We start from the raw sequence: 23,590 nt of genomic DNA on the forward strand, positions 1-23,590 counted from the left end.
CGCTGGGCATCTGGTACGCGCGTGTTGCCGTCAGCCCACAGATCCGCTGCGACGGTGATCGAGGCACGCGGTGGTCAAGCACGGCGCATCGTCGTCGCGCCCGGGGTCTGCCGGGGCGGGTGCTCGGTCGTCGGCGCGTGGGGCAACTGGGATGGGCGTGGCGTCACCCCACGGATCCACCGCAATTGGTCGTGCGGCCCTGGCGGGTGAACTGGGCACGTCGTCGTCGCCCCAGGGGTCTGCCGGCATCGGCGGCGGGGTGGCTGCTCGCGGCGTGGGCGGGTCGTCGTCCCAGGGGGGGTTGGCGATGATCGGCGGGGCGTGTGGGGATAGGGCGGGCAGATCGTCGGCACCCCAGATGTCTGCTGAGGTTGGTGGTTTCGGGCTGGTGGGTGGTGGCGGCGTGTCGTCGTCGCCCCAGGGGTTTGAACGGCTGGGCGGCTGGTGGACGATGTTTGCGGTGGGTGGGTGGTATTTGCCGGGTGGGATGCGGCTGGGGTTGGACCAGGTGGGGCGGGTGACCTGGACGATGCCGTTGAGGATGCGGATCTGCCAGTGGCCGGCATGCAGGTCCTGGTGGTGGCGCTTGCAGAGCAATGCGAGGTTGGTGACGGCGGTGGGGCCGCCGTCGGCCCAGTGGATGATGTGGTGGGCTTCGGTTTGGATGGGTGGGGCGTGGCAGATGACGCAGCCTTTGTCACGGGCGTTGAGGGCGCGGCGCATGTGGCGGGTGACGAGACGTTGGCTGGTGCCGACGTCGAGGGGTTGTGACTTCGAGCCGAGGACGATCGGGAGTACTTCGGCATCGCAGGCGAGGCGCCGTACGGTCGCGGCCGACAGGTTGTCGCCGAAGATCAGCGCTCCGGTCGCGGTAGCGGTCGCGGCCGCGAGGTCGTTGAAGTCGATCGTGACGCTGATGTGTGCCTTCGGCCCATGACCGGAAACCACCTCCCGCCCGGCACTCCCACGACCACCCACACCACTATCCACGCCCGCATCCACGCTCGCCTGCGTGCTTGCGTCCGTGCCCGTATCCACGCCTGTATCCGTGCCTGCGTTCACGCTCGCATGTGTGCCGGTGTTCAGGCCTGGGTCGAGGTCGGTGCTTGTGTGCCTGTCGGCGGGCACGCGAGTGCTGGCGTCGCCGACGCCGCCCGGTTTGGTGCCGCCGCGGCCGCCCGCTTCGGCGGTGGAGCCGGTGCCGGTGCCGGTTGCCCGGCTGGGGCTGCTGGTGGGAACGCCGCCGGAGCCGCTGCTGGGTGCGGGGGCATCGGGTTCGGCGCGGCTTGTCGTCCGGTTGGGCGGGAACGGCAGTAGGTCGCCGTACCCGGACGGCCGCGTACCGCCAACCCCGGCCCCAGCACGAGCCGGCATCGTGCCGGATGACCCGGTGCCGGGTCGCGTGGTGGTGCTGGGCGGGGTGGTGATGGATGGTGCGGGGGTGTTGAGGATGGTGGTGAGGGCGTCGGCCTGGCGTTTGCTCAGGGGGCGGGGGTCCAGTTCGCCGTCGTCGGTTTTGTGGGGGCGGGCATAGGCGTGGATCAAGGTGCGGAGGAGCTCGGCGTTCTCGTTGGCGAGGTAGCCGGCGAAGGTGACGCCGCGGTCGGCGTTCTTGAGGGTGAGGGATTCGCGGGTGTAGGCGGCGTTCTCGTCGGGTTCGGGGCCGTCGGGGTCGAGGCGTTCGCGGATCGCGCGGCCGGCGCGGCGCAGCTCGGACGGGGTGTGGGTGGCGGCCAGGCCGATCAGTTCTTGCTCGGCGACGGCGAGGTTCTCTGCCGGGACTGTGTTCGGGACCTGGTCCAGGACGGAGATGATTGCTGCGGCCTGGGCGGGGCTCACCCGCCAGCCGCCCGCCGCGGCCCCGCCGCGTTCATCCGCGGGCTGTTCGCTCGATTCACTGGCGGGCTCATCGACCGAGTCGCTCGCCTCATCGGCGCCCGTGCTCCTGTCACCGAGGTCGTCACCGAGGTCGTCCCCGAGTTCGTCACGGCGCTGGTCGTCGCGCTCGTCCCAGGCGGCGTCATCGTCGGTGTCGGGGGTGGCGGCGTGGGCGGGGTTGGCGAACGGGGTGCTGGGGTCGGGCAGGGCGGCGCTGGTGGCGGGGTAGACGCCGAGGCGGTTGGCGAGGCGGAGCTCGCGGCGGACCTCCTTCAGGTCCTGGCGGTATCGGGTCGCCATCAGCCGGGCGGTGTCTCCGGCGCCGAGTTCCTTCGCGTGGCCGGAGGTATCCACACGGGCCTGCAGCTGCCACTTCAGTGTCTGTATCCGGGCGTCCTCGGCGACGACTGCGTCGAGAGCCGACAGCGCTTCGCTGCCACTCATCGACCAGACGGGCCGTTCGCCGAGGATCTCCATGCCCACAACTCTAGACATGCCCTCCGACAGTTTCCAACGCCAGAACCCCTTATTTCCAAGAAGATCCGCAACATCCAGTTATCCACAAGGCGTAATCCTCTCCACAGCCGGGGCTAATAGTTGCCATCGGCTACAAAATCCAGGGTCCACAGGAAGACGAGACCAGGGCCGCGGCGCGAAGGCGGTCGGTGCAGTCGGGTATCCGCCCGTTGCCGCGTGCCATTGGTCGGCGCTCTCGCGGCGGGCCAGGGCCGCGCCGCTTGCGCTCGGCTTCCGTACCGCGGGAACCGGCTCGCCCACGGCTTCTGTCGGGACGAGGTTGTCGAGCGGCTGTGCGGCAGGTTCAACGCGATCGGAATCTCAGCGCGGGGGCTCCGGATCGACGCGGTCGATCGGGTGTCGACGCTGGCGGTGTGGCCGGCTCCGGTGCGAGATGCTGACTGTCGCGCGTGCCTGTTCGTCTCGGGTTTCCTGGCGGCAATCCCGCACGTGCGGGACTACCACGCGACCATCGGACTCACTGACAACGAGTACTGGGACTCGTTGAGCGCATTGGGCGAAGAACTGAAGCATGCCACTCCTGGTTGATGGATGGTCAGCTGCGCCAGTACCTCCCGGAGACGTCGAGCATCATCATCCGGTTCCAGCCCCGCTTCACCCGGTGGACCGATCAGGAGGCGGCCAACCAGGCCCCTGTCGAGCCGCGTGTTCCACCGACGCTTCGACGGACCCGGCGTACCGTCGGCTCTCCTCGACGAGCTACCGCAATGCACGACTCTCGAGCGTGCGGTCGTGAACCAGCTTCGCGACGGTGGCCATTGGTACAACCGAACCGGGCGGATCCGCCTAGCCTTTGAGGCCTGTTTGGGCCAGGCCTTCTACGAATTGGCGTTGGGCGAGGATGAAGATTATGAGGACGGGGAGGGCGGAGAGGGTGGCTGCGGCCAGTTGGGTGTTCCACATGGGGCCGCCGTAGGCGTCTACGTATTGGGTGAGGGCCTGGGGGATGGTGAACTTCTGTTTGGAGGAGAGGAAGACGATCGGCTCCAGGTAGAGGTTCCAGCTGTGCAGGAAGGTGAAGATGGCCACCGCTCCGATTGCTGGTCTGGCCAACGGTAGGCAGACGCGCCAGAAGAGGCCGAAGCGGCCGAGGCCGTCGACCCGGCCGGCCTCCTCCAGTTCGGACGGGAGCGTGATGAAGAACTGGCGCATGATGAAGGTGGCCAGCACGCTCGGGGCGCCGAGCATCGGGATCAGGATGAGGGGCCAGTGGGTGTCCACCAGGCCGAACGCGTCGAACATCTTGTACAGCGGGATGATCGTCACCTCGTTCGGCACCAGCAGCCCGGTCAGCACGATCAGGAACACCGCGCCGGAGCCGCGGAACCGTACCCGGGCGAACGCGTACCCGGCGAGCGACGACACCGCCAGGGTGCCGATCGTCACCACCAGGGCGATGTAGAGACTGTTCACGTACTGCCGCCCGAACGGCTGCAGCGCGAACACCTGCCGATAGGCGTCCAGCGTCGGCGACGCGGGCAGTAGCGACGGCGGAAACGCGAAGATCTCCGACACCGGCTTGAGCGACGTCGTCGCCATCCACCAGATCGGGAACACGAACGGCACACAACACACCAGCAGTAGGCCGTAGATCAGCAGCCTAAGCCTCATGGCTCTGTCAATTCTCATGGAACACCCACCTCTTACGCATCTGCCACTGAACAACGGTCAGCACCAGCACGATCAGGAACAGCACCAGCGACAGCGTCGCGCCGTACCCGAAGTGATGGAACTGGAACGCCTGCTGATACAGGTAGTACACCAGCACCGTCGTCGACGTCCCCGGACCGCCCTGCGTCAGTACGGCGATCTGCGCGAAGACCTGCAGCGATCCGACGATCGTCAGGATCATCGTCAGCAGGATCGTTGGGCTGATCAACGGTACGGTCACTCGCCGGAACCGCGCCCACGCCGACGCCCCGTCGATCCGGGCCGCTTCGTACAGCTCGGCCGGTACGCCCTGCAGCGCTGCGAGGAACAGCACCATGTTCAGCCCGACGTTCTTGAAGAGTTGTACGACGATCACCGACACCATCGCCGCACCGCCGGAGCGCAGCCAGTTCGGCCCGTTGATGCCGAAGACGTGCAGGAACGCGTTCACGCCACCGTTGTCCTGCAGCAGGAAGCCCCACACGATCGTCCAGGCGACGAGCGTCACCACCACCGGCGAGAAGAACAGCGTTCGGAAGACCACGGTGCCGCGGAGCTTCTGGTTCAGTAGTACGGCGAGGAACAGCGCGAGGCTCAGGTTCAGCACCACCAGCCCGACCGAGAACAAACCCGTTGCCCGCAGCACCGGACCCAGCTGCTGGTCGTTCGCGAGCGCCTGGTAGTTGTCCCCGCCGACGAACTCGAACGTGCCAGCCAGCACGTTCCACTCGTGCACGCTGTACCAGACCACCAGCCCGAGCGGCACCAGCACGAACGTGACGATGCCGGCCAGTTGCGGCGCGACCATCAGCCAGCCGGCCAACGTGTCGCGCCGCCGCATCGTCCAGTACGGCGCCCGAGCGGCCGGGGAGTCCGACCGCGCAGGCTTCTCGAGGAGCAAGGTCATTTCGCCAGCAGGGGGTTGATCTTCGAGCAGACGCCGGAGAGTACGGTCTTCACGTCCGCGTCCGGCTTCCACAACGGGTCGAGGGCGGCGCGGACGGTCTGCTGCAGTTCGGCGTACCCGGTGTGGCTGGGCTTGATCGTGCCGTTTTCGATGCCCTTGACAACGACACTGTCGAGCTGGGCCGGCTTGAGCAGCGGGTTGGCCTTTGCCAGCGTGGCCGCGTTCAGCTCGGACTTCCGCGGCGGCGGGAAGAACTCCGCCAGCTTCGCCGAGTTCTGCGCGTTGCTGAAGTAGGTCAGGAACTGCTTCGCCGCATCCGCGTGCTTGCCGCGCTTGAACACCCCGATCCCGGCCTGCCCGACCACGGAGTACGCACCGGCCGGCCCCTTCGGCAGCGGCACCAGATCCCAATGGAACTTGGCCTTCTCGAGCAGCGCCGCCCGGCTGATCTGGGTCAGCACCATCGACGAGTCGCCCGCGAAGAAGTCCTTCGTGATGCCCGGTCCGGGCATGCCCTTGCCGGTGAAGATCAGCTTGTGGACGAACGTCATCGCGTCCACCATCTGCGGCTGGTCGAACTGGCAGCTCTTGCCGTCCTTGCTCCACGGCCGCGCGCCCCACCCGGACCAGATCGCGTTCAGCGTGTCCCAGCCCTTGTAGTCGAAGTCGCCGACCACCAGACCACCCTTGCCGGTCTTGGCCTGTACGGCGGCAGCGGTCTTCGCGGCCTCGTCCCAGGTCCAGGTCCCGGAGGCGATCTGCTGCGCGGGCGCCGGCCGCCCCGCCGCCTTCACCAGGTCGGTGTTCACGAACACACCCAGCGGCGAGGTGGAGAACGGGTACGCGTACAGCTTGCCGTCCTTCTCCCAGTTGGTCGTCGTACTCGGCACCAGGTCCGGGTCCTTGTCGATCGGCTCCAGCGCGCCGGAGCTGACGAAGTCCGGCGCGTTGCTCTCGAAGATCCACGCCAGGTCCGGGACGTTGCCGCCGCCGATCTGCGTGGTCAGCGTGGTCGTGTAGCTGTCGAACGGGATCGACTCGAAGGTGATCTTGCCGATCTCCGGGTGATCCTTCTTGTAGCCCGCGGCGATCTGGTCGAACAGCGCCAGGTGCTTGGCGTTCGCGCTCCAGATCGTCATCCGCAGGTCGATCGGCCCGCTGCTGCTCGCGCCGGAGCCGGAGCCACCGCCGCACCCGGCCGCGGCCAGCAGGGCGGCCGCGGACAACGCCGCTGTCAGAATCTTCATCTCAGGTCCTCCATCAGTAGCCGGAACTCAGTAACCACTGATGGCCGGCCAGGCGAGTTCGATGCCCTGGGCAACCAGGCGGTCCTGGAACTCGCCGAGCAGGGCAGGGGTGGCGTGGACCGCGCGCGGACTGACACCGCGGTCGAGACAGAAGCCGGCGAGCAGGCCGGCGGCCTCGCCGATGTTCCACTCGACCGGGTGCAACCGGTAACAGCCGTTGGTGATGTGCGTACTGCCGAGGTTCTTGCTCGCGGGCAGCAGGTTCTCCACCCGCTGCGGGACCAGCGCCCCGAGCGGGATCCGGAACGGGCTGCTCGCCACGTCGATGTAGTTGTCGCCACCGGTCGACGGATGCAGGTCGATCCGGTACATCCCGATGCCGACGCTGTCGGCGTACTCCACCGCTCCGCGCGTCCCGCGGACCGCGACCGACAGGTCCTGCTCGACGATCGTGTACGCCGCCTTGATCCGCCGCGGCTCCCGGATGTACGGCGCCTGCGCGAGCCCGCCGGCCGATCCGACCAGGTCGCCGCGCAGCCGGAGCCCGGGGAAGCCGGTGCCGCCGTCGGGACGCGGTGCCTCGGTCTGCAGCCAGTAGAAGACGGACTGTGAGAGTTCGCGCGCCGCCGCGAGCTGCTTCGCCGCGTCCGGTACGTCGATCACCGGACCCTCGAAGTAGTCGATCATCGGCCAGTTCACCAGGCAGATGTCGCTCTCGTACGCGCCGGGGACGAAATGCCGGCGGGCCGCGATCCGGCGGAACGTCCACAGGTTCGTGTCGCCGCCGCCTCGCCGCTGGTCCGCGACCACCGCGAGCGGGTCGTCGTCCGGGTTCGGGGTGAACGACCGTACCGAGCTCTCCAGCGTGCGCGGGTTCGGCGCCGTCCAGGACAGCAGCCGGTCGCCCCAGAACGCGGGCTGGTAGTTCCGCCAGAACGCGTAGTTCGCCGGCTTGTCGCCGACCTGGTCGCCGTCGACGTGGTCGACCGCGAAGCAGTACGACACCGCCTGCATGTTGAGCGGCTGCGCCTCCGCCGGCGCGCTCGGCTCCCCGGTCGCGCTCTGCGCCTCGAACCCGGTGACGTACTCCGTCCCGGTCAGCGGCAGCAGCTCGCCGGTTTCGGTCGCGTCGAGGATGTACGGCGCCGTGAGCGTCAACTGCTCCGCGGTGTCCCGGTGCTGCACGGTCACCGCGGTGACCCGATCGCCGTCGGTGTCCGCGGACACCGGCCGGTACGGCTGCAGGACCTGCAGCCGGCGACTGGCGCGGTACGGCGCGAGCATCTCCTCCAGTACGGCGACCGCGACGCGCGGCTCGTGACAGAGCTTCGACACGTATCCGGCGCCCGGGTTCAGGTGCGGGTCCGCCCGCGACGCCACCGTCAACGGGTAGTGCCGGCGGTAGTAGTCGCGGATCCCGTCCCGCAGTGCGCGGTACGACGCGGTGATCCCGAACTGCTCGACCCAGGAGTGCTCGTCGGGTGGCACGGCCTGGCTGGTCAGCTGACCGCCGAGCCAGTCGAACTCCTCGGTCAGGATCACCGAGCGACCGGTTCGCAGCGCGGCCAGGGCCGCGGCGACACCGCCGAGCCCACCGCCGACCACGAGAACATCTGTATGCATCTAGGCACCTTTGCTGGGCGGAGTGAGGGTGATTCCGTCGGTCAGGTCGCAGGGGAGGAGCACCTGCTGCGCAGAGGAACTACTTGGCGCGGTCCCGCTGAGGATCGCCTCGAGCAGCTCGACCGCACGCAGTCCCATCGCCCGCCGCGGGACGTGGAAACCGGAGAAGTCCAGATCGCTGGCCGCGGGCCGGGTGGCATCGCCGAGGGTGATCACGGACAGATCCCCGGGTACGTCGATACCGCGCCCGGCCGCGGCGGCGTACAACGCGATCGCGTCCGCGCGGTCCTCGACGAAGGCCGCGGTGATCCTGCGTCCGAGCAGGTCGTCCAGGACCTCACCCGGTGAACGGTCGGTGGTCGGTACGTGCGGTGCGCGGGCACCGGCGGCGTCGCGGAAGCCGCGCATCCGGTCCGCAGACGACTCCGCGCCGCTGCCGAGTCCGGCGTACGCGATCCGCCGGTGGCCGAGCGCGCGGGCCTGTCCGACGACGGTGCGGGTGGCGCTGGCGTAGTCGGCGCCGACGTACGGCACCGGGCCGCCGGCGTCGTCGCGGCGGCCGACCGAGACGAACGGGTACTCCTCGGCGATCAACCGGGCCAGCTCACCGCTCGGGATCTCGCGACCGAGCAGCAGGCAACCGTCCGCGATCCGGAGCCGGTTGTTCTCGTGGAAGATCCGCCGCCGCCCCTCGGCGACCGGCGCGCTGGTGAACAGCAACAGATCCCAGCCGAGTCGCTCGGCGCAGTCCTCGATACCGGCCAGGAACGGGTGGTAGAAGTCGCCGCTCGCGCTCGGGAACACCGACTCGTACGTGAACACGCCAAGGATCTGGTTGCGCTGCTGCGTCATCCGCCGCGCCAGCGGATCGGCCTGGTAACCGGTCTCGCGGATCACCCTGAGCACCCGGTCCCGGGTCTCGGCCGGAATCCGCGCGGTCGCGTCGCTGCGGTTGTTCAGCACCAGCGACACCGTGGTCTGACTGACCTTGGCCAGCCGCGCGATGTCGCGCTGCGTGAGCCGGGTCGCCTTGTCTGCCATCGTCGATCCTTCGCGGTAATACGGATTGCCGGGAACCGTAGAACAGTCCGCCGACGCTCGTCAAGAGGTCGGATTCGCTGATAATTCGAATTATCACTGCCCGAGGTCTTGACCCGCCGGGGTTCCGGGCAGAAAACTCACCGCAGTCCGATCGCAGCGAGGAGATCCGCAATGTCTCTGAAACGTCGTACTGTTCTGCTCGGGGCCGCTGGTGCCGGTCTTGCTTCTACGATGGCTTCGATGTCCATGTCAGTCGCGTCCGCCGGGTCCGCTGGTGCCGCAGGGTTGCCGCTGCTCGCCGAGCTTCCGGCCGGGGCGCCGGACCGGCGGTTGTTCGCGCCCGGGGAGCAGCGGTTCGCGCCGTACCTGGTGATCCTGGCGCCGATGGCGAACGACGTCGTCGACACTGATCCGTACGGGTTCATGGGTGGTGGCTGGTGGCGGACGCCTGCTCAGCCGTACAACTCGCGGGTCCAGGAACACGTTTTCACGCTCAGCTGGTTCTACGCGAACCAGCGGGCCTGGAACCCGTACTACCGGGACAACGCGCTCCTCGGCCGGCTCGACGCCGCGTTGCAGCACTACCTCGGGTTGCAGAACCCGGACGGGTCCTGGCCGGAGTACCACCCAGGCGAGCAGGGAAAGGCGTCAAGCGGTTTCGGAATCGGGTATCTGGCGAAGACGCTCGCCAACCTCCGCCAGGCGAATGCGCTGCCGAGCCGGCGGGCGCAGCTGGAAGTTGCCCTGCGCAAGGGAGTCGACTGGTACCTCGACCCGGGGAACGCCGTCGTCTGGGACGACCCGTTCGAGTACACCAACCAGGCGACCGCGGGGGTGGCCGGTTCGGCACGGACGCTGAAGCTGCTGCCCGACCACGACCGGTCGCTGAAGCTGCAGGACCGGATCCGCTTCATCGCGAAGTGGGCGCAGAGCCCGGCCGGGTTCTTCTACGACCCGCGCGGGATGGACATCAACTACAACTTCGAGGTCATGCTGCCGGAGATGGCCGAGCTGTACCTGCTGACCCGGAACCCGCAGCTCGCGACGATGACGCGCCGGTTCGCCGACTGGTTCGGGTACAACCTGCTCCGGGAACCCGACGGCTCCGGCTGGCTGACCTACTACGCCGTCTCGGACCGGACCGCGGAGGCCTTCTTCGACGACGTGATCCCGGACCCGGACCGCACGATCCTCGGCTCGCACTTCGTCCCGGTCGCGCCGGATCTCGGGGCGTTCTTCACCTCCCGCGAGGACCAGACGGCGACCCGGCAGGCCTGGGCCGCCGACCCGGCGCCGGTGCCCGCACTGGCGAAGCAGGACACATCGCCGCGGATCATCGCGCACGCGCCGTACGGCGAGACGATGCCGACCCGGGCCGCGAAGCAGGCCGCGATCGCGCGACTCCCGTACCTGCGCAGCGACAACTTCACCGAGCGGCGGCACGACGACTACGGCAACCAGGACTACCTCTACGTACGCCGTCCCGGCCTGTACCTCGGTGCGTTCTTCGGGAACCGGCAGGGCAGCGGCGTGAAGGCCGGCACCGGCTTCCTCTGGCACCCGGTCGCGGGCACCGTGATCCACGCGCAGCAGACGGCCACCGGATGCTGGGGCACGGTCCTCGGCGGGAAATCCGATGCCGAGAGCAACCTTGTCGCGTCGTATCCGTCGAAGGACCTGGTCCGCTACCACACGCCCGACGGCTCGGTGGCGACCGAGCTGCTGGTCGGCCCGCACTCCGTCAGCCGCCGCGTCACCGCGACCGGTGCGGCGACCGAGCAGATCCCGCTCGTACTGCAGCCCGGTGACGAAACCGTTTTCTCGGACGGAACGGTCGTTCCGTACGGCCAGACGCGGACCGCGACGGCGGACGGCCTGGTGATCCGCCGGGGCAAGGCGACCATCACGATCACCTGGTCGAGCCGGCGTACGGCGACCCTCAGCACGTCCACCCGGACGTACCTCCGCGACGGGCGCCGACGTGTCCACGTCCTCCGCATCCCCCACGACGGCACGCTGGAAACCGTTGTACGAACGGCCGGCTAGACGCGCAACCGCAGCACCTGGCCGCCCGGCGTGCGACCGGTCAGGTACACGCGAAGCCCGTCCGGGGTGAGGTTTCCGCCCAGATAGGTGTACTGCTCGCCCGGGTCCATCGCGACCCGGGCGGGCCCGCTCCCGGGCCCGAACTCGATCCGGTCGCCGCCCACCGTGTAGCTGCCGGTCCCGGACACGAGCTGGTAGTTGCCGTCAGCATCCAATGCCTCCACGCCGGAAAGCGTTCCACCAGGACGGAAACAGAGCTCGATCGCGTACACCGTCTCGTCTCCGTCGAATCCGAACCCGAGATCGAATCCGTCCGCCACCTCCTCCACCCGGACAGTGGTCCGCAGCGACCGGTACTGCTTGGGCCGGTTCTCGAAGTCCATCGACGAGTAGAACCGCCCCTCCGGCGTGAGGGCGTACCGCCCGCCCGTCCGCTGATCCGGCGCCAGCGGCAAGTGGTACGCCGCCCGTACCTCCTGCTGGAGCTTGAATGTACCCGCCCCGGTGCGATGCAGCCCGTCGGCGCGAAAGTGACCCGTGCCGAAGAACTGCGGCGACAACCGCACCGAGTCCAGAATCGCGGCGCCCTGGCGGAACTTGAAGAACGTCGGATTCGTGGACAGCCCCGACGCGATCACCGGGATCTTGTGGAAGTCGGTGCCGCCGAAGATCGTCGCCGTCCGACTGCCCCGCCGTACCCGGGCCGACGCCTGCGAAGGATAGTGCTGGACGAAATCTGAAGGCGCCGGCGCAGCATCCGGCAGCACCGCGGACAACCGGGGTCGCTCCAGCACCTCGGCCAGGAAGTCGCCGAGCTCGCCGCTCCCGCGCGCTTGGATGCTCTTGGCAACAGTCGTGAACCGTCCGTCCCCGGTGTGCAGCGCGAGCTCGCGGAACTGCGTGAGATACCACCAGAGCTCGCGGACGCCCTTCTGGTCCTGGCGCCGGGAGGCCGTCGTGTCCACCTCGCCGTTCGGCTCGAGGAGGTACAGCGTCAGCTCGAGGTTGCGCCGTACGTACTCCAGCAGTTCCGGCTTGTCGTGCAGCCGCGCGATCGTCAGCAGGCACGGATTCGTCACCTCGGCGGCGTACGTCGAACTCCGCTCGCTGTAGATCCCGTCCGAGGTCGCGTCGACGCCCTCGGCGAGCCAGTCGTCGATCCGTGCGGTGTACCGCGGGTCCGGAAACAGCTGGTTCGCCCGCGCCAGCGCAGCGGACACCTCCCACCGGTGGTTCGGCGTGTGCACACCACCAGCAGCCAGCGCCGGCGCCGCCTTCCGCACGATTTCCGCCAACGTTTTCCGAAGCGGCGCGGCCTGGTCGTCCGCGTCGAGCAGCCCGTACACGATGCACAGGTCCTGGATCGCGAAAGCGCTGTCCGGCGGCGAGTGCAGGTTGCCGACGTCGTACAGCCCGTCCTCGTGCTGCCGCGCGACGAGCTGCTCCACGAGCCGGCCGATCGGCGCGAGCAGGGCCACGTCGTGGTGGTACGTCGACCGGTCCCACACGTACCCGGAAACCAGCCGTCGCGCCTTCCGCGCGACCGCCCGGACGCTGTCGCCGGTGTCCCGGTGGTCAGCGAGCACGAGCGGGATCTGGGCCTGGTTGGCCGTGGTCAGCAGCATCAGGAAGTCGTCGTCCACACCCGTCACCCCATCACAGTCAAGCGCCGCAGGCGACCGCATCCGGACAGCTCGGCGGGTCCTCGAGCCCTTGCATAAACCGGTTTCTCGTACTAGTTTCACCGGCCAAAGCAAACGCTTTCCGGCCCCTGTTCCGCTGTTCGGGAGGTAACGAGACGATGAGTGCGCTGGGTGAGCTCGGCAGCCTCCGGGGGAAGAAACCTGCAGGTCAGAAGCCAGACCGGGGCGGTGGGGTCGGACATGCCGGCAAGAAGGACAACCTGGCCGGGTACCTCTTCCTCGCGCCGTGGTTGCTGGGCCTGTTCCTGATCACGATCGGGCCGATGCTGGCCTCGCTGTACCTGTCCTTCACGGACTACAACCTGATCCAGGCGCCGAAGTGGATCGGCCTGGAGAACTTCACCCGGATGCTGTCCGACCAGCGGCTGCACAACTCGCTGAAGGTGACGTTCACCTACGTGTTCGTCTCGGTGCCGCTGCAGCTGACGATCGCGCTGCTGCTCGCCGTGGTCCTGGACCGGGGTGTTCGGGGAATGGCGTTTTATCGATCCATCTTCTACCTGCCGTCGCTGCTCGGCTCGAGCGTCGCGATCGCGATCCTCTGGCGGCAGGTGTTCGGCACCACGGGCCTGCTGAACCAACTGCTGGACCTGTTCGGAATCCACGGAAAGGGCTGGATTTCCGACCCGAGTACGGCGCTCGGCACGCTGGTCGTGCTGAACGTCTGGACGTTCGGCTCGCCGATGGTGATCTTCCTGGCCGGCCCTCCGGCAGATTCCGTCGATGTACTACGAGGCCGCGGCGGTGGACGGCGCCGGGACGCTGCGCCGGTTCTTCGGCATCACGCTGCCGCTGCTGACGCCGATCGTGTTCTTCAACCTGGTGCTGCAGATCATCCACGCGTTCCAGTCGTTCACCCAGGCGTTCGTCGTCTCCGGGGGCAGCGGCGGACCGTCGGACTCGACGATGTTCTTCACGCTGTACCTCTACGACCGGGGCTTCGGGAACTTCGACATGGGCTACGCCTCCGCGATGGCGTGGTTCCTGCTCGTGATCATCGGGGTCTTCACCGCCGCGAACTTCTTCGCCTCGAAGTACTGGGTGTTCTATGACGACTGAAACGCTCCGCACAACGGTCACCGCCAGGCGTTCCGGCGTCGTCACCTGGGCCCGGATCCGGCCGCTGGTGACCCACGTCGTGCTCGCGGCGTCGGCGCTGGTGATGCTCTACCCGGTGATCTGGATGGTGGTCAGTTCGCTGCGGCCCGGCAACGAGATCTTCCGCGACCCCGGGATCCTGGTGAAGGACCTGCGGATCGAGAACTACCGGGTCGGCTGGAACGCGCTGACCGAGCCGTTCACCCGGTACCTGCTGAACTCCGCGCTGGTGGTGCTCGGCTCGATCCTCGGCAACCTGGTGTCCTGCTCGATGGCGGCGTACGCGTTCGCCCGGCTGGAGTTCACCGCGAAGAAGCTCTGGTTCGGGATCATGCTGCTCAGCATCATGCTGCCGATCCACGTGGTGATCGTGCCGCAGTACATCCTGTTCTCGAAACTGGGCTGGATCAACACGGTGCTGCCGCTGATCGTGCCGAAGCTGCTCGCCACCGACGCGTTCTTCGTCTTCCTGATGGTGCAGTTCATCCGCGGCATCCCGCGCGAGCTGGACGAGGCTGCCCGGATCGACGGCTGCGGCAAGGCGTCGATCTTCGGCCGGATCATCCTGCCGCTGATGGTGCCGGCGTTGGCCACCACGACGATCTTCACGTTCATCTGGACCTGGAACGACTTCTTCAGCCAGCTGATCTACCTGACCGACCCGCACATGTACACCGTCCCGATCGCGCTCCGGTCGTTCGTCGACTCGACCTCCAGCTCGTCCTGGGGCTCGATGTTCGCGATGTCGGTGGTGTCCCTGGTCCCGGTCTTCCTCGCCTTCCTGCTCGGCCAGCGGTTCCTGATCAAGGGCATCGCGACCACCGGCATCAAGTAACTCTCCAGTTATCGCTGAAAGGTGCACTTCATGAGGCACATCCCACGCGCTCTGACGGCGCTGGCGCTGGCCACGACGTTGCTCGCGGCAAGCGCCTGCGGCGGCGGCTCCGGCGGTCCGGGCGGCTCGGCGGACGCCGGCGGCAAGGTCACGCTCCGATTCACCTGGTGGGGATCGGACACCCGGACCAAGCTCACCCAGCAGGTGATCGACGCGTACCAGAAGGACCATCCGAACGTCACGATCAAGGGCGAGTTCGGCGACTGGTCCGGCTACTGGGACAAGCTCGCCACCACGGTCGCGGCGAACGACGCGCCGGACATCATCCAGATGGACGAGAAGTACCTGCGTGAGTACGCCGACCGCGGCGCGCTGCTCGACCTGAAGAAGGCGCAGGGCCTGGACACCGGCAAGTTCGAGCCGGACACGCTCGGCGCCGGCGAGTTCGACGGCGGGCTGTACGGGCTGAACGCCGGGATCAACTCGTTCGCGGTGGTCGTCAACCCGGCCGCGTTCAAGACCGCCGGCGTACCGGTCCCGGACGACAAGACCTGGACCTGGGACGACTTCGCCAAGACCGCCGCGGAGATCACCACCAAGACCGGCGGCAAGATCACCGGCACCGGCACCCTCGGTGTGAACGAGGCCGGCCTGAACCTGTGGGCCCGGCAGAACGGCGAGTCGCTCTGGACCAAGGACGGCAAGCTCGGCGTCTCGCCGGAGAAGACCACGGACTTCTTCAAGTACATCCTGAAGCTGCGGGACCAGAAGGCGATTCCGCCGGCCGAGGCGATCTCGCAGGACATGAACGCGTCGCTCGACCAATCCGCGTTCGCGACCGGCAAGCTCGCGATGAGCTTCATCTGGAGCAACCAGTTGGTGGCCTTCAGCAAGGCGACCGGCCAGCAGCTGAAGCTGCTCCGGATCCCGAGCGCCGGTGGCAAGGCCGCCGACAACGGCTCGTACTACAAGGGCTCGATGTTCTGGTCGATCTCGTCGCGGTCCAAGCACCAGAAGGAGGCCGCGGAGTTCGTGAACTACCTGGCGAACAGCCCGGCGGCCGGGAACGTGCTGCTGGCCGAGCGGGGCGTCCCGCCGAACACGGACATTCGCGCCGAGGTGACGCCGAAGCTGCAGCCGGCCGACGCCGCGACCGCGAAGTTCATCCAGGACATCAAGCCGGACCTCGGCGACCCGTCGCCGGCGCCGCCGGTGGGTGGCGGTCAGGTGGAGAAGATCATGCAGCGGTACACGACCGAGGTACTGTTCGGGCGGCAGGCGCCGGACGCGGCCGCCAAGGCATTCCTGGACGAGGTCAAGGGTGGGCTCAAATAGTGTTGCTGACCGCAACTGATTGCCGATGACGGTGGCCCGCGTGGCCGTGGTGGGAATCCACGGCCACGGTGCTTCCCATGTCCGTAACGTCACCCGGCTGCCCGGGGCCGAGCTCGTCGCCGTCGCCGATCCGCAGGGCGGCGGCGACCTGCCGGCCGGCGTCCAGGTGTACGCCGCCCTGGACGAGCTGCTGGCTGGCACCGAGGTCGACGTGGTGGTGATCTGTACGCCGATCCAGACGCACGTCCCGCTGGCGGAGCTGGCGATGCGGGCGGGCGCCGACGTACTGCTGGAGAAACCGCCGACGGCGTCGCTGGACGAGTTCCAGCAGCTGACCGCGGTGGTCGGGGAGACCGGACGGGCGCTGCAGGTCGGCTTCCAGGCGCAGGCCTCGGAGGCCACGCTCACGCTGGCGAAGCTGATCGCCGACGGCGAGTTCGGCGAACTCCGCGGGATCAGCGCGACCGGGAAGTGGGTACGCACGGCCCGCTACTTCCAGCGCGCCCGCTGGTCCGGGCGACGCCGGCTGGACGGGATCGACGTGGTCGACGGCGCGGTGACGAACCCGCTCGCCCACGCGACGGCCGCCGCGCTGCTGCTGGACGGGTCGACCGGCGTGGACGACATCCGCTCGATCGAGACCGAGCTGTACCGGGCGAACCCGATCGAGTCCGACGACACGTCGTCGGTCCGCATCACCACCAGCCGCGGTACGCCGATCCTGATCGCGGTCACGCTGTGCGCCACGGAACACCTCGAGGCGTCGGTAATCGTCCACGGGTCGAAGGGCCGCGCGGTGCTCACGTACCAGTCCGACCTGATCGGCACCACGAAGTACGGCCGCGCGGATCTCCTCGAGAACCTGCTGGCCCATCGAGCGGACCCCGCCGTACCGCTCTACGTTCCGCTCGAGGCAACCGGCGGCTTCACCCGCGTCGTCGAGGCGGTACGGACGGCGCCGGACCCGACGGTGATCCCACCCGACCTCATCCGGTGGGAGGGCGACGGCCTGGACCGCCGCCCGATCCTCCACGACGTGGAGAAGTGGATCGACCGCGCCTCCGACGAACTCGCGCTGTTCTCCGAGATCCGGGCTCCCTGGGTCACACCGGCAACGCGAGGCTGAACGTCGTACTGCCGGGCTTGGACGTGAGGGTCAAGGTACCGGCGTGGGCGTGGGCTATCGACTCGGCGAGGGAGAGGCCGAGGCCGGTGCCGCCGCTGGTGCGGGTGCGGGCGGTATCGGCGCGGGTGAAGCGCCGGAAGACGTTCGGGAGCAGGTCGGCGGGGATGCCGGGGCCGTCGTCATGGACGGTCAGTACGGCGGAGTGCTCGTGGTGGGTGATGGCCACCGTGACCGTGGTGCCGGGCGGGGTGTGGCGGCGGGCGTTCGTGAGCAGGTTGGTTACCACCTGGTGCAGGCGTTGCTCGTCGCCGATCACGATCATCGGGTCGGTCGGCAGGGCCAGCTCCCAATGGTGGCTGGGGGCAACTATCTCGGCGTCGGTGATCGAGTCGCGGGCGAGCCGGGACAGGTCGACCGGGCGGCGGTCGAGCGGCCGGCCGGCGTCCAGGCGGGCGAGCAGCAGCAGGTCCTCGACCAGCGACGCCATCCGGGTGGTCTCGACCATCACCTTGCCCATCGCGTGCGTGAACAGCTCGGGGTCGCGCTGGTGCAGGCTGAGCTGTGCATAGCCGTGGATCGTGGTGAGCGGTGTCCGCAGCTCGTGCGACGCGTCGGCGACGAACTGCCGGACCTGTTGCTCGCTGCGGTGCCGGGCATCGAGCGCGTTCTCCATGTGCCCGAGCAACGTGTTCAGCGCGACCGCGACCTGCCCGACCTCGGTGTGTTCGTCGGTGAGCTGGTCGGGGACCCGCGCGGTGACCCCGATCTCGCCGGTGTCCAGCGGTAGCGCGGCCACCTCACGTGCGGTCTGCGCGACCTGGCGCAGCGGCCGGAGTTGACGTCGTACGACGAAGATCGCGACACCGCCCGCGGCGAGGACACCGAGGCCGCCGAACAGCGCCTCCCAACCGATCAGGCTGTTGACGGTGTTCTGGATGTCCTTCGTGGGCAGGCCCGCGATGACGGTGACCGGGCCGATGTTCGACGCCCGGACGCGGTACGTGCCGAGGTCCGGGAGGCTGACCGTACTGTTCTGGTCGGTGGCGGACTGGTCGAGGACGTTGATGGCCTCGTCCGACAGGGCGGTGAGCTGCCCGTCGGAGGTGATGACGGTGCCGACCACCTCGGACGCCTGTCGGTAGACGGTCACGGTGCCCGCGTCCTGCCCGTGCGGCGCGTCCGGCGGCGGGCCGCCGTTCCGCAGTGCGCCGGCCGCGCGCCCCTGGGCGGCGGTCACCTTGCCGTCGAGCTGGTTGGTCAGGTACGAGCTGATCGCGGCGGTCGTCAGTCCGCCGATCGCGATACTCACCACCGCCACCAGCACGACCATCGCCGCCGCGACCCGCACACTCAAGGACCGCGCCGCAAACCTCATGCCTTCAGCATGAACAACCAGCCCTCACACTCGCTCCACGTTTCCTGGCACCTTCCTGTGAAGTCAGAGCAGTGCGCGCAACCCTTCGTACTCCCCGGCCGCCCAGCCCTCACCCCGCGACTCGGTACCCCGGTAGCGGGGTTTGTCGACCACGTGGAAGCGCAGGTTGAGGATCCGCCCGACAATCTGCAGGTACGGGATCGCGGCCTCGTCCTCGGCGGTGATCTCGCGCCGGATCCGGTAGCCGGCCTTGAACGCCTCCCAGTGCGGCGTCGTCGCGACGCCACAGAAATCGGCCGCCACCGGACCGGTCGCGGCCAGATCGAAATCCAGCAACAGAAGTCCCTGTGGCGTCAACAAAACTTTGTCCATCGAGACATCGCCGTGGCAGGTTCCTGCCTTTGAGTACTGCGAGAGGTTGTTCCGTACTCTCGCCGTCAGTGTCCGGAGCAGGTTTTCCTCCGCGTCGTCGACGGCGAGGATTTGTTCGAGCGCTTGGTCGACGTCTTCCGCCGGCGGCCGGAAGTACGGCGACGTGTAGTTCTCCGCGGCATCGTGAAATGCAGCGACCTGCCGACCGAACGCGTCATACAGTTCGTCGGTGAAGGGTGGCCGCGGCGTGCTCCCTTCGACGTACTCGAGCAGGGTGAACGGGCGGGGTCCTTCAGGTGTCTCCAGCAGGCCGACGGTGTCGCCGTCGAGCAGCGGCACGACCTCCGTCGTGCGGACGCCGGCCGCGCGCAGATGCGCCGAAAGCCCTGTCTCCCAACGGATTTCGTCCGCCTCGCGCCTGCCGTACAGGTAGAGCTTGAGCACGTACCGCGCGTCGCCGGTGGCCAGTTCGTACACGTCGTTCACCAACGTCCGGCGCAGCTCGCAGTGCTCGAACGTCACGCCGTACCGCGGACCGAGGTGGGCGGCCAGTGCGGCCGGCTCGGGCAACGACCGGAAGGTCTGGATCATCACCCGAGACGAGAGGGCGTTGCGAATTCGCAGGTTAGAACTCGGGCAAGACTGGGGAGGTTCGAGACGTTTCCGGATTCGCCTCCCCTTTCGGGGCCGGAAACCGGTAGCCTCGTGCAGCGCGCTATGGGGGCCGCCGTACCACCCACCCGACGAACTGCCGGAGAGCCCATACCGGTCAGGAGTGCACGTCTTGCAGGAGAACACCAGCAGCACCAGTACTGGCGAACTGGTCAACGTACCCCTCACCGGTGCGGACAAAGTCGCCTACGCCTTTTACGCGACCGCGGCTGCCGCGGCGCTGGTCGGCCAGGTCTGGGCCGGCGTGACCCACATCCCCTGGCCGAGCGACGGCTTCTCGCCGTTGCTCAAGATCATCCTCGTCACACCCGCCGTCGCGGTGCTCGAGCTCGGCGGTGTCGCCACCGCGGCGCTCGCCGACCTGCGCCGGCGCAAGGGCGAGCAGGCGTACGCGTACCGTGCGATGTCGTTCTTCGCGGCGCTGGTCGCGGTCGTGTTCAACGTGGTCGGGCACTGGCGCCCGGAGGAGCGGTTCCTGGCCTTCGGCTTCGGCGGCCTGTCGGCGTTCGCGTACGTGCTCTGGCTGATCCACAGCTCGGCCCGGCGCCGGGACGCACTGCGTCGCGCCGGGCAGATGCGCGAGACCGGTCCGGTCTACGGCATCGTGCAGTGGGCCCGCGAGCCGCGCGTGACCTGGCTGGCGCGGTCGCTGGCGATCGAGCACGGCTACTCGCTGTACGAAAGCCTCCGGGCGGCGCACCACCAGATCCGGAACCGGAGCCGTCGCGAGGCGATCGCCGGGACCGTCGCGGAGTACATCCGTTCCGAGCACCAGGACGAGCGGCTGGCGAAGATCGCCGAGACGACGTACGACCCGGACCGGCTGGCCGGGATGCTCGAGGAGCGGATCAACTACGAGGTCATCACGAACAAGCTGACCAAGGCGATCTCGCCGCCGCCGGAGCAGTCCGACGAGCGGCCCGGCGTACCGGCTGCCGTCTGGGTGCTCGAGGGCGGGCAGCCGCGGCGTGCGGACGGCACCGGGGTGGGGCTGCGCGACGACGACGCCTGGACCGGTGAGCTGATGGCGATCGTCGACCAGCCCGAGACCGACAGCGGGAACGTGTCCGAGGCCGTCGTGGTCGAGGACGAGAGCGAGCCGCAGCACGTCGTGAACGGTACGGCGAGCGGCAGCCTGAAGCCGTTCGCCCCGCAGCCGAAGGCGGAACCACTGGTGGAGAAGCCGAAGCCGCCGTCGCCGTTCGCCGGTCCGACGGACCCGAAGCCGCCGGCGCTGATCACCACACCGAAGGCCGAGCCGGTCGAAGAGGAAGCCGTCGAACCGACCGACCTCGAGAAGAAGCGCATGCGGGCGTGGAACATGCTGGCCGACTGGCCGGAGGGCCACGAGCGGACGGCGAAGAACCTGGCCACCGCCGTCAACTGCAGCGAGCCGATGGCGAGCCGGTTCATCGAGCAGTACGAGACCGAGCACGGCCTGGTCTTCAGCTCGCCGAACTGACCATGCTGCCGGTGGACCTCAGAGGTTGAGGTTCACCGGCAGTTCGGCGAGACCGCTCACCAGTACGCGACGCCACTCGAGCTCTTCGGCCGGTTTCGCCAGACTCATCCGCGGGAACCGCCGTATCAGGGCCAGCAACGATTCCTGCAGCTCGATCCGCGCCAGCTGCGCGCCGAGGCAGAAGTGCGGCCCGAAGCCGAACGACAGGTGCTTGTTGTCGGCCCGGTCCAGCCGCAGCTCGTCGGGTGCGTCGTACGCGCGCGGATCCCGGTTCGCCGAGTTGAGTGCGGCCATCACGCCCTCACCGGCCTTGATCTGTACGCCGTGCAGCTCGACGTCCTCGAGCGCCACCCGGAGCTGACCGACCTCGCTGAACCTGTTGAACCGCAGCAGTTCCTCGATCGCGGACGGGACCAGGGCAGGGTTTTCCACGAGCCGCGCCCAGTTCTCCGGCCGGCGCAACAGGGTCGCGACGCAACTGGAGATCTGGTTCGCGGAGGTCTCGTGGCCGGCGACGAGCAGGTTGACGCCGAAGGCGATCAGTTCTTCCTGACTGAGCCGGTCGCCCTCCTCGCGGGCGCGGACGAGCTCGTCGAGCAGGTCCTCGGGTGGTGCGTCGGTGTTCGCGAGCTTCTTGGTGACCAGGTCCTCGATGTACGCGGTCAGGTTGGTCATCGCGTCCTCGACCAGGTCCTTCTCGGCCATCTTCATGCTGTACCCGAGCTCGGTCCACTCCCGGAACTGCGCGCGGTCGGCGTACGGTACGCCGAGCAGCCGGCAGATCACCTGGATCGGCAACGGCAGCGCGACCAGCTGCCTGAGGTCGGCGCCGTCGCCCGCCTGCGCGACGTCCTCGGCGAGTTGTGCGGACAGCTCCGCGACCCACGGCCGGGTGCGCTCGATCTTCCGGTGCGCGAACGTTGGTACGACCAACCGTCGGAGGCGGGTGTGCTCCGGCGGGTCGGTGGTGGTCAGGCTGTTCGGCATCGGCTTGGCCAGCGCCACCCGCGGCGCGCCCTGCTGCACCACCGCGGCCCGGGAGAATCTCGGGTCGGCCAGCACGAGCTTGACGTCGTCGTACCGTGTCACCAGCCACACCTCGGCACCGGCCAGCGTCCGCACCCGTGCGACGGGCCGCCCCTCGCGGAGCTCGGCGAACGTCGGCGACGGATCGAACCGAAACGCGTCCTCGAACGGAATCTGCAAGACCGGCTCAGGCATACCCCGAGCCTAGGTAACTTAGGTAACCCTTGCTCGGGGTTCGGCGCGTCGGATGTGGATCCCCATGCAGGCACAACCCGGCTTTGGAGGTCGTCGAAGGCCGGATTTGGCCACTTGTGCCTGCGCAGGGATCCGCCGCCTACTTGGTGCCGAAGGAGTAGACGGTGGTGGACTTGTAGGTCTCGCCGGGGCGGAGGACCGTGGGCGGGAAGTTGGCGTGGTTCGGGGAGTCCGGGAAGTGCTGGGTCTCGAACGCGAACGCGTCGCCCTGGCGGTAGGCCTTCTTGCCGATGCCGAGGAACGTGCCGTCGAGGAAGTTGCCGCTGTAGAACTGCACGCCGGGCTGGTCGGTGTGTACCTCGATCGTGCGGCCGTGCTCGGGCTCCCAGAAGCGGCCGGCGAGCCGCAGGCCGTCCTTGTCCGGCCGGCCCCCGAGCACGAAGTTGTGGTCGTACCCGCGGCCGAACACCAGCTGCTGGTGGTCACCGCGGAGCCGGGCGCCGATCGCGGTCGGCCGGCTGAAGTCGAACGGCGTACCGGCGACCGGGGCGATCTCGCCGGTCGGGATCAGCGTCGCGTCCACCGGGGTGTACTTCGGCGCGTTCAGCTCGAGCACGTGGTCGTAGATCGTGCCGTTGCCCTCGCCGAGCAGGTTGAAGTAGCAGTGGTTGGTGAGGTTGACGATGGTCGGCTTGCCGGCCACCGTCGCGTGGTAGCCGATCCGCAGGTTGTCGCGGGTGTCCAGCGTGTACGTGACGGTGCTGGTGAGCTCACCGGGAAAGCCCATCTCGCCGTCCGGGCTGACGTAGGTGAACGCGACGCCGACGGACTTGTCGTCCTGGACGACCTTGGCCTTCCAGACCTTCTTGTCGAAGCCGATCGTGCCGCCGTGCAGCGCGTTCTCGCCGTTGTTGACCGGGATCTGGTACGCCGTCCCGTCGAGCGTGAACTTGCCCTTGGCGATCCGGTTGCCGTAGCGGCCGATGGTGGCGCCGAAGTACGGGCTGAGCTTCGCGTAGTCCGGCAGGTTGTCGAAGCCGAGGCTGATGTTCTCGGTGTGGCCGCGGCGGTCCGGGGTCTCGATCCGCTGCAGGGTCGCGCCCCAGGTCAGCATCGAGATCGTCACCCGGCCGTTGGTGAACGTGTAGACGTCCACCCCTTGGCCGTCCGGGGTGGTGCCGAACGGGTCCTTGCGGATCTCGAGCTTGCCGTGGTGTGCGCCCATGGTCGTCAACTTATCCGGCGTACCACTGGTGGTGGCGGTTCGGGTGGCCGCTTCCGCGGTGCTGCTGAGTGCGCCCGCGGCGGCGGCACCGAGGCCCAGTGCGCCGGCGGTCCGGAGGACCTGGCGGCGGGGCAGGTGTTCGGGCATCGCAATCCCCTCAATCGTCGTGCTCAATCGTTGTAGACGGACAGACCTGGGCACGATAAGCACGGCGTAGGAGTGTTTGGAACAGTTCGG

20 protein-coding genes are annotated in these 23,590 nt (G+C 68.3%); 8 read left to right on the top strand and 12 right to left on the bottom strand.

Going from position 1 to position 23,590, the window contains the following annotated elements:
• Positions 1 to 30: 30 nt before the first annotated feature.
• Positions 31 to 2,373 (bottom strand): HNH endonuclease signature motif containing protein, encoded by a 2,343-nt coding sequence (locus tag JOF29_RS02375; protein ID WP_209692585.1) that lies wholly within the window; start codon positions 2,371 to 2,373, stop codon positions 31 to 33.
• Between the two features lie 198 nt (positions 2,374 to 2,571).
• Here JOF29_RS02375 and JOF29_RS02380 point away from each other — a divergent pair, with 198 nt between their 5' ends.
• Both JOF29_RS02380 and JOF29_RS45830 read left to right on the top strand, forming a co-directional pair.
• Positions 2,572 to 2,943 (top strand): acyltransferase domain-containing protein, encoded by a 372-nt coding sequence (locus tag JOF29_RS02380; protein WP_209692586.1) that lies wholly within the window; start codon positions 2,572 to 2,574, stop codon positions 2,941 to 2,943.
• Positions 2,943 to 3,212, top strand: coding sequence for a hypothetical protein (locus JOF29_RS45830; RefSeq protein WP_209692587.1), 270 nt, complete (start codon positions 2,943 to 2,945; stop codon positions 3,210 to 3,212). Before JOF29_RS02380 ends, JOF29_RS45830 begins: the two co-directional genes overlap by 1 nt.
• Here the strand turns inward: JOF29_RS45830 and JOF29_RS02390 are convergent.
• The 5 genes from JOF29_RS02390 to JOF29_RS02410 are packed head-to-tail and all read right to left on the bottom strand — an operon-like array spanning position 3,202 to position 8,883.
• Entirely contained in the window at positions 3,202 to 4,026 is an 825-nt protein-coding gene (locus JOF29_RS02390; RefSeq protein ID WP_245357416.1) for a carbohydrate ABC transporter permease, read from the bottom strand. The genes JOF29_RS45830 and JOF29_RS02390 overlap by 11 nt on opposite strands.
• 7 nt (positions 4,027 to 4,033) lie before the next feature.
• Positions 4,034 to 4,972 (bottom strand): carbohydrate ABC transporter permease, encoded by a 939-nt coding sequence (locus tag JOF29_RS02395; protein WP_209692589.1) that lies wholly within the window; start codon positions 4,970 to 4,972, stop codon positions 4,034 to 4,036.
• Positions 4,969 to 6,219 (bottom strand): ABC transporter substrate-binding protein, encoded by a 1,251-nt coding sequence (locus JOF29_RS02400; protein ID WP_209692590.1) that lies wholly within the window; start codon positions 6,217 to 6,219, stop codon positions 4,969 to 4,971. The genes JOF29_RS02395 and JOF29_RS02400 overlap by 4 nt, the downstream gene beginning before the upstream one ends.
• 27 nt (positions 6,220 to 6,246) lie before the next feature.
• Positions 6,247 to 7,842 (bottom strand): FAD-dependent oxidoreductase, encoded by a 1,596-nt coding sequence (locus JOF29_RS02405; protein ID WP_209692591.1) that lies wholly within the window; start codon positions 7,840 to 7,842, stop codon positions 6,247 to 6,249.
• A complete protein-coding gene (locus JOF29_RS02410) occupies positions 7,843 to 8,883 on the bottom strand; it encodes a LacI family DNA-binding transcriptional regulator (protein WP_209692592.1) in 1,041 nt (346 codons plus the stop codon).
• A 240-nt stretch (positions 8,884 to 9,123) separates the two neighbouring features.
• On the opposite strand from JOF29_RS02410, the gene JOF29_RS02415 reads away from it, so the two are divergent.
• Positions 9,124 to 10,929 (top strand): hypothetical protein, encoded by a 1,806-nt coding sequence (locus JOF29_RS02415; RefSeq protein ID WP_245357417.1) that lies wholly within the window; start codon positions 9,124 to 9,126, stop codon positions 10,927 to 10,929.
• Here the strand turns inward: JOF29_RS02415 and JOF29_RS02420 are convergent.
• Positions 10,926 to 12,572 carry a hypothetical protein gene (locus JOF29_RS02420; RefSeq protein ID WP_209692594.1) on the bottom strand — a complete coding sequence of 549 codons (1,647 nt, stop codon included), beginning with the start codon at positions 12,570 to 12,572 and terminating at the stop codon, positions 10,926 to 10,928. The genes JOF29_RS02415 and JOF29_RS02420 overlap by 4 nt on opposite strands.
• Positions 12,573 to 12,670: 98 nt before the next feature.
• Positions 12,671 to 13,237: a hypothetical protein gene (locus JOF29_RS45115; protein ID WP_307863113.1), complete on the bottom strand. Its 567-nt coding sequence runs from the start codon at positions 13,235 to 13,237 to the stop codon at positions 12,671 to 12,673.
• A 118-nt stretch (positions 13,238 to 13,355) separates the two neighbouring features.
• Here JOF29_RS45115 and JOF29_RS45120 point away from each other — a divergent pair, with 118 nt between their 5' ends.
• Genes JOF29_RS45120 through JOF29_RS02440 form a run of 4 tightly spaced genes read left to right on the top strand, consistent with a single transcriptional unit; the run spans position 13,356 to position 17,026 of the window.
• On the top strand, positions 13,356 to 13,691 hold the full coding sequence (locus JOF29_RS45120; protein WP_307863114.1) for a carbohydrate ABC transporter permease: 336 nt from the start codon (positions 13,356 to 13,358) through the stop codon (positions 13,689 to 13,691).
• Entirely contained in the window at positions 13,681 to 14,565 is an 885-nt protein-coding gene (locus JOF29_RS02430) for a carbohydrate ABC transporter permease (protein WP_209692595.1), read from the top strand. The genes JOF29_RS45120 and JOF29_RS02430 overlap by 11 nt, the downstream gene beginning before the upstream one ends.
• Before the next feature lie 30 nt (positions 14,566 to 14,595).
• Positions 14,596 to 15,900: an ABC transporter substrate-binding protein gene (locus tag JOF29_RS02435; protein ID WP_245357418.1), complete on the top strand. Its 1,305-nt coding sequence runs from the start codon at positions 14,596 to 14,598 to the stop codon at positions 15,898 to 15,900.
• 40 nt (positions 15,901 to 15,940) lie between these two features.
• The gene (locus JOF29_RS02440) at positions 15,941 to 17,026 is read left to right on the top strand and encodes a Gfo/Idh/MocA family protein (RefSeq protein WP_307863115.1); all 1,086 of its coding nucleotides are present in this window, start codon (positions 15,941 to 15,943) and stop codon (positions 17,024 to 17,026) included.
• Here JOF29_RS02440 and JOF29_RS02445 read toward each other — a convergent pair.
• The gene (locus JOF29_RS02445; RefSeq protein ID WP_209692597.1) at positions 17,004 to 18,401 is read right to left on the bottom strand and encodes a sensor histidine kinase; all 1,398 of its coding nucleotides are present in this window, start codon (positions 18,399 to 18,401) and stop codon (positions 17,004 to 17,006) included. The two genes, JOF29_RS02440 and JOF29_RS02445, sit on opposite strands and share 23 nt — an antisense overlap.
• Before the next feature lie 63 nt (positions 18,402 to 18,464).
• Positions 18,465 to 19,364 (bottom strand): phosphotransferase enzyme family protein, encoded by a 900-nt coding sequence (locus JOF29_RS02450; RefSeq protein WP_209692598.1) that lies wholly within the window; start codon positions 19,362 to 19,364, stop codon positions 18,465 to 18,467.
• 193 nt (positions 19,365 to 19,557) lie between these two features.
• On the opposite strand from JOF29_RS02450, the gene JOF29_RS02455 reads away from it, so the two are divergent.
• On the top strand, positions 19,558 to 20,907 hold the full coding sequence (locus tag JOF29_RS02455) for a hypothetical protein (RefSeq protein ID WP_209692599.1): 1,350 nt from the start codon (positions 19,558 to 19,560) through the stop codon (positions 20,905 to 20,907).
• An 18-nt stretch (positions 20,908 to 20,925) separates the two neighbouring features.
• Here the strand turns inward: JOF29_RS02455 and JOF29_RS02460 are convergent, their stop codons facing one another.
• Complete coding sequence (locus JOF29_RS02460; RefSeq protein WP_209692600.1) at positions 20,926 to 22,128, bottom strand: cytochrome P450; 1,203 nt, start codon at positions 22,126 to 22,128, stop codon at positions 20,926 to 20,928.
• Positions 22,129 to 22,267: 139 nt separating this feature from the next.
• Positions 22,268 to 23,500 carry an aldose epimerase family protein gene (locus tag JOF29_RS02465; RefSeq protein WP_209692601.1) on the bottom strand — a complete coding sequence of 411 codons (1,233 nt, stop codon included), beginning with the start codon at positions 23,498 to 23,500 and terminating at the stop codon, positions 22,268 to 22,270.
• Positions 23,501 to 23,590 lie beyond the last annotated feature (90 nt).

Source organism: Kribbella aluminosa, from assembly GCF_017876295.1.
GTDB lineage: Bacteria > Actinomycetota > Actinomycetes > Propionibacteriales > Kribbellaceae > Kribbella > Kribbella aluminosa.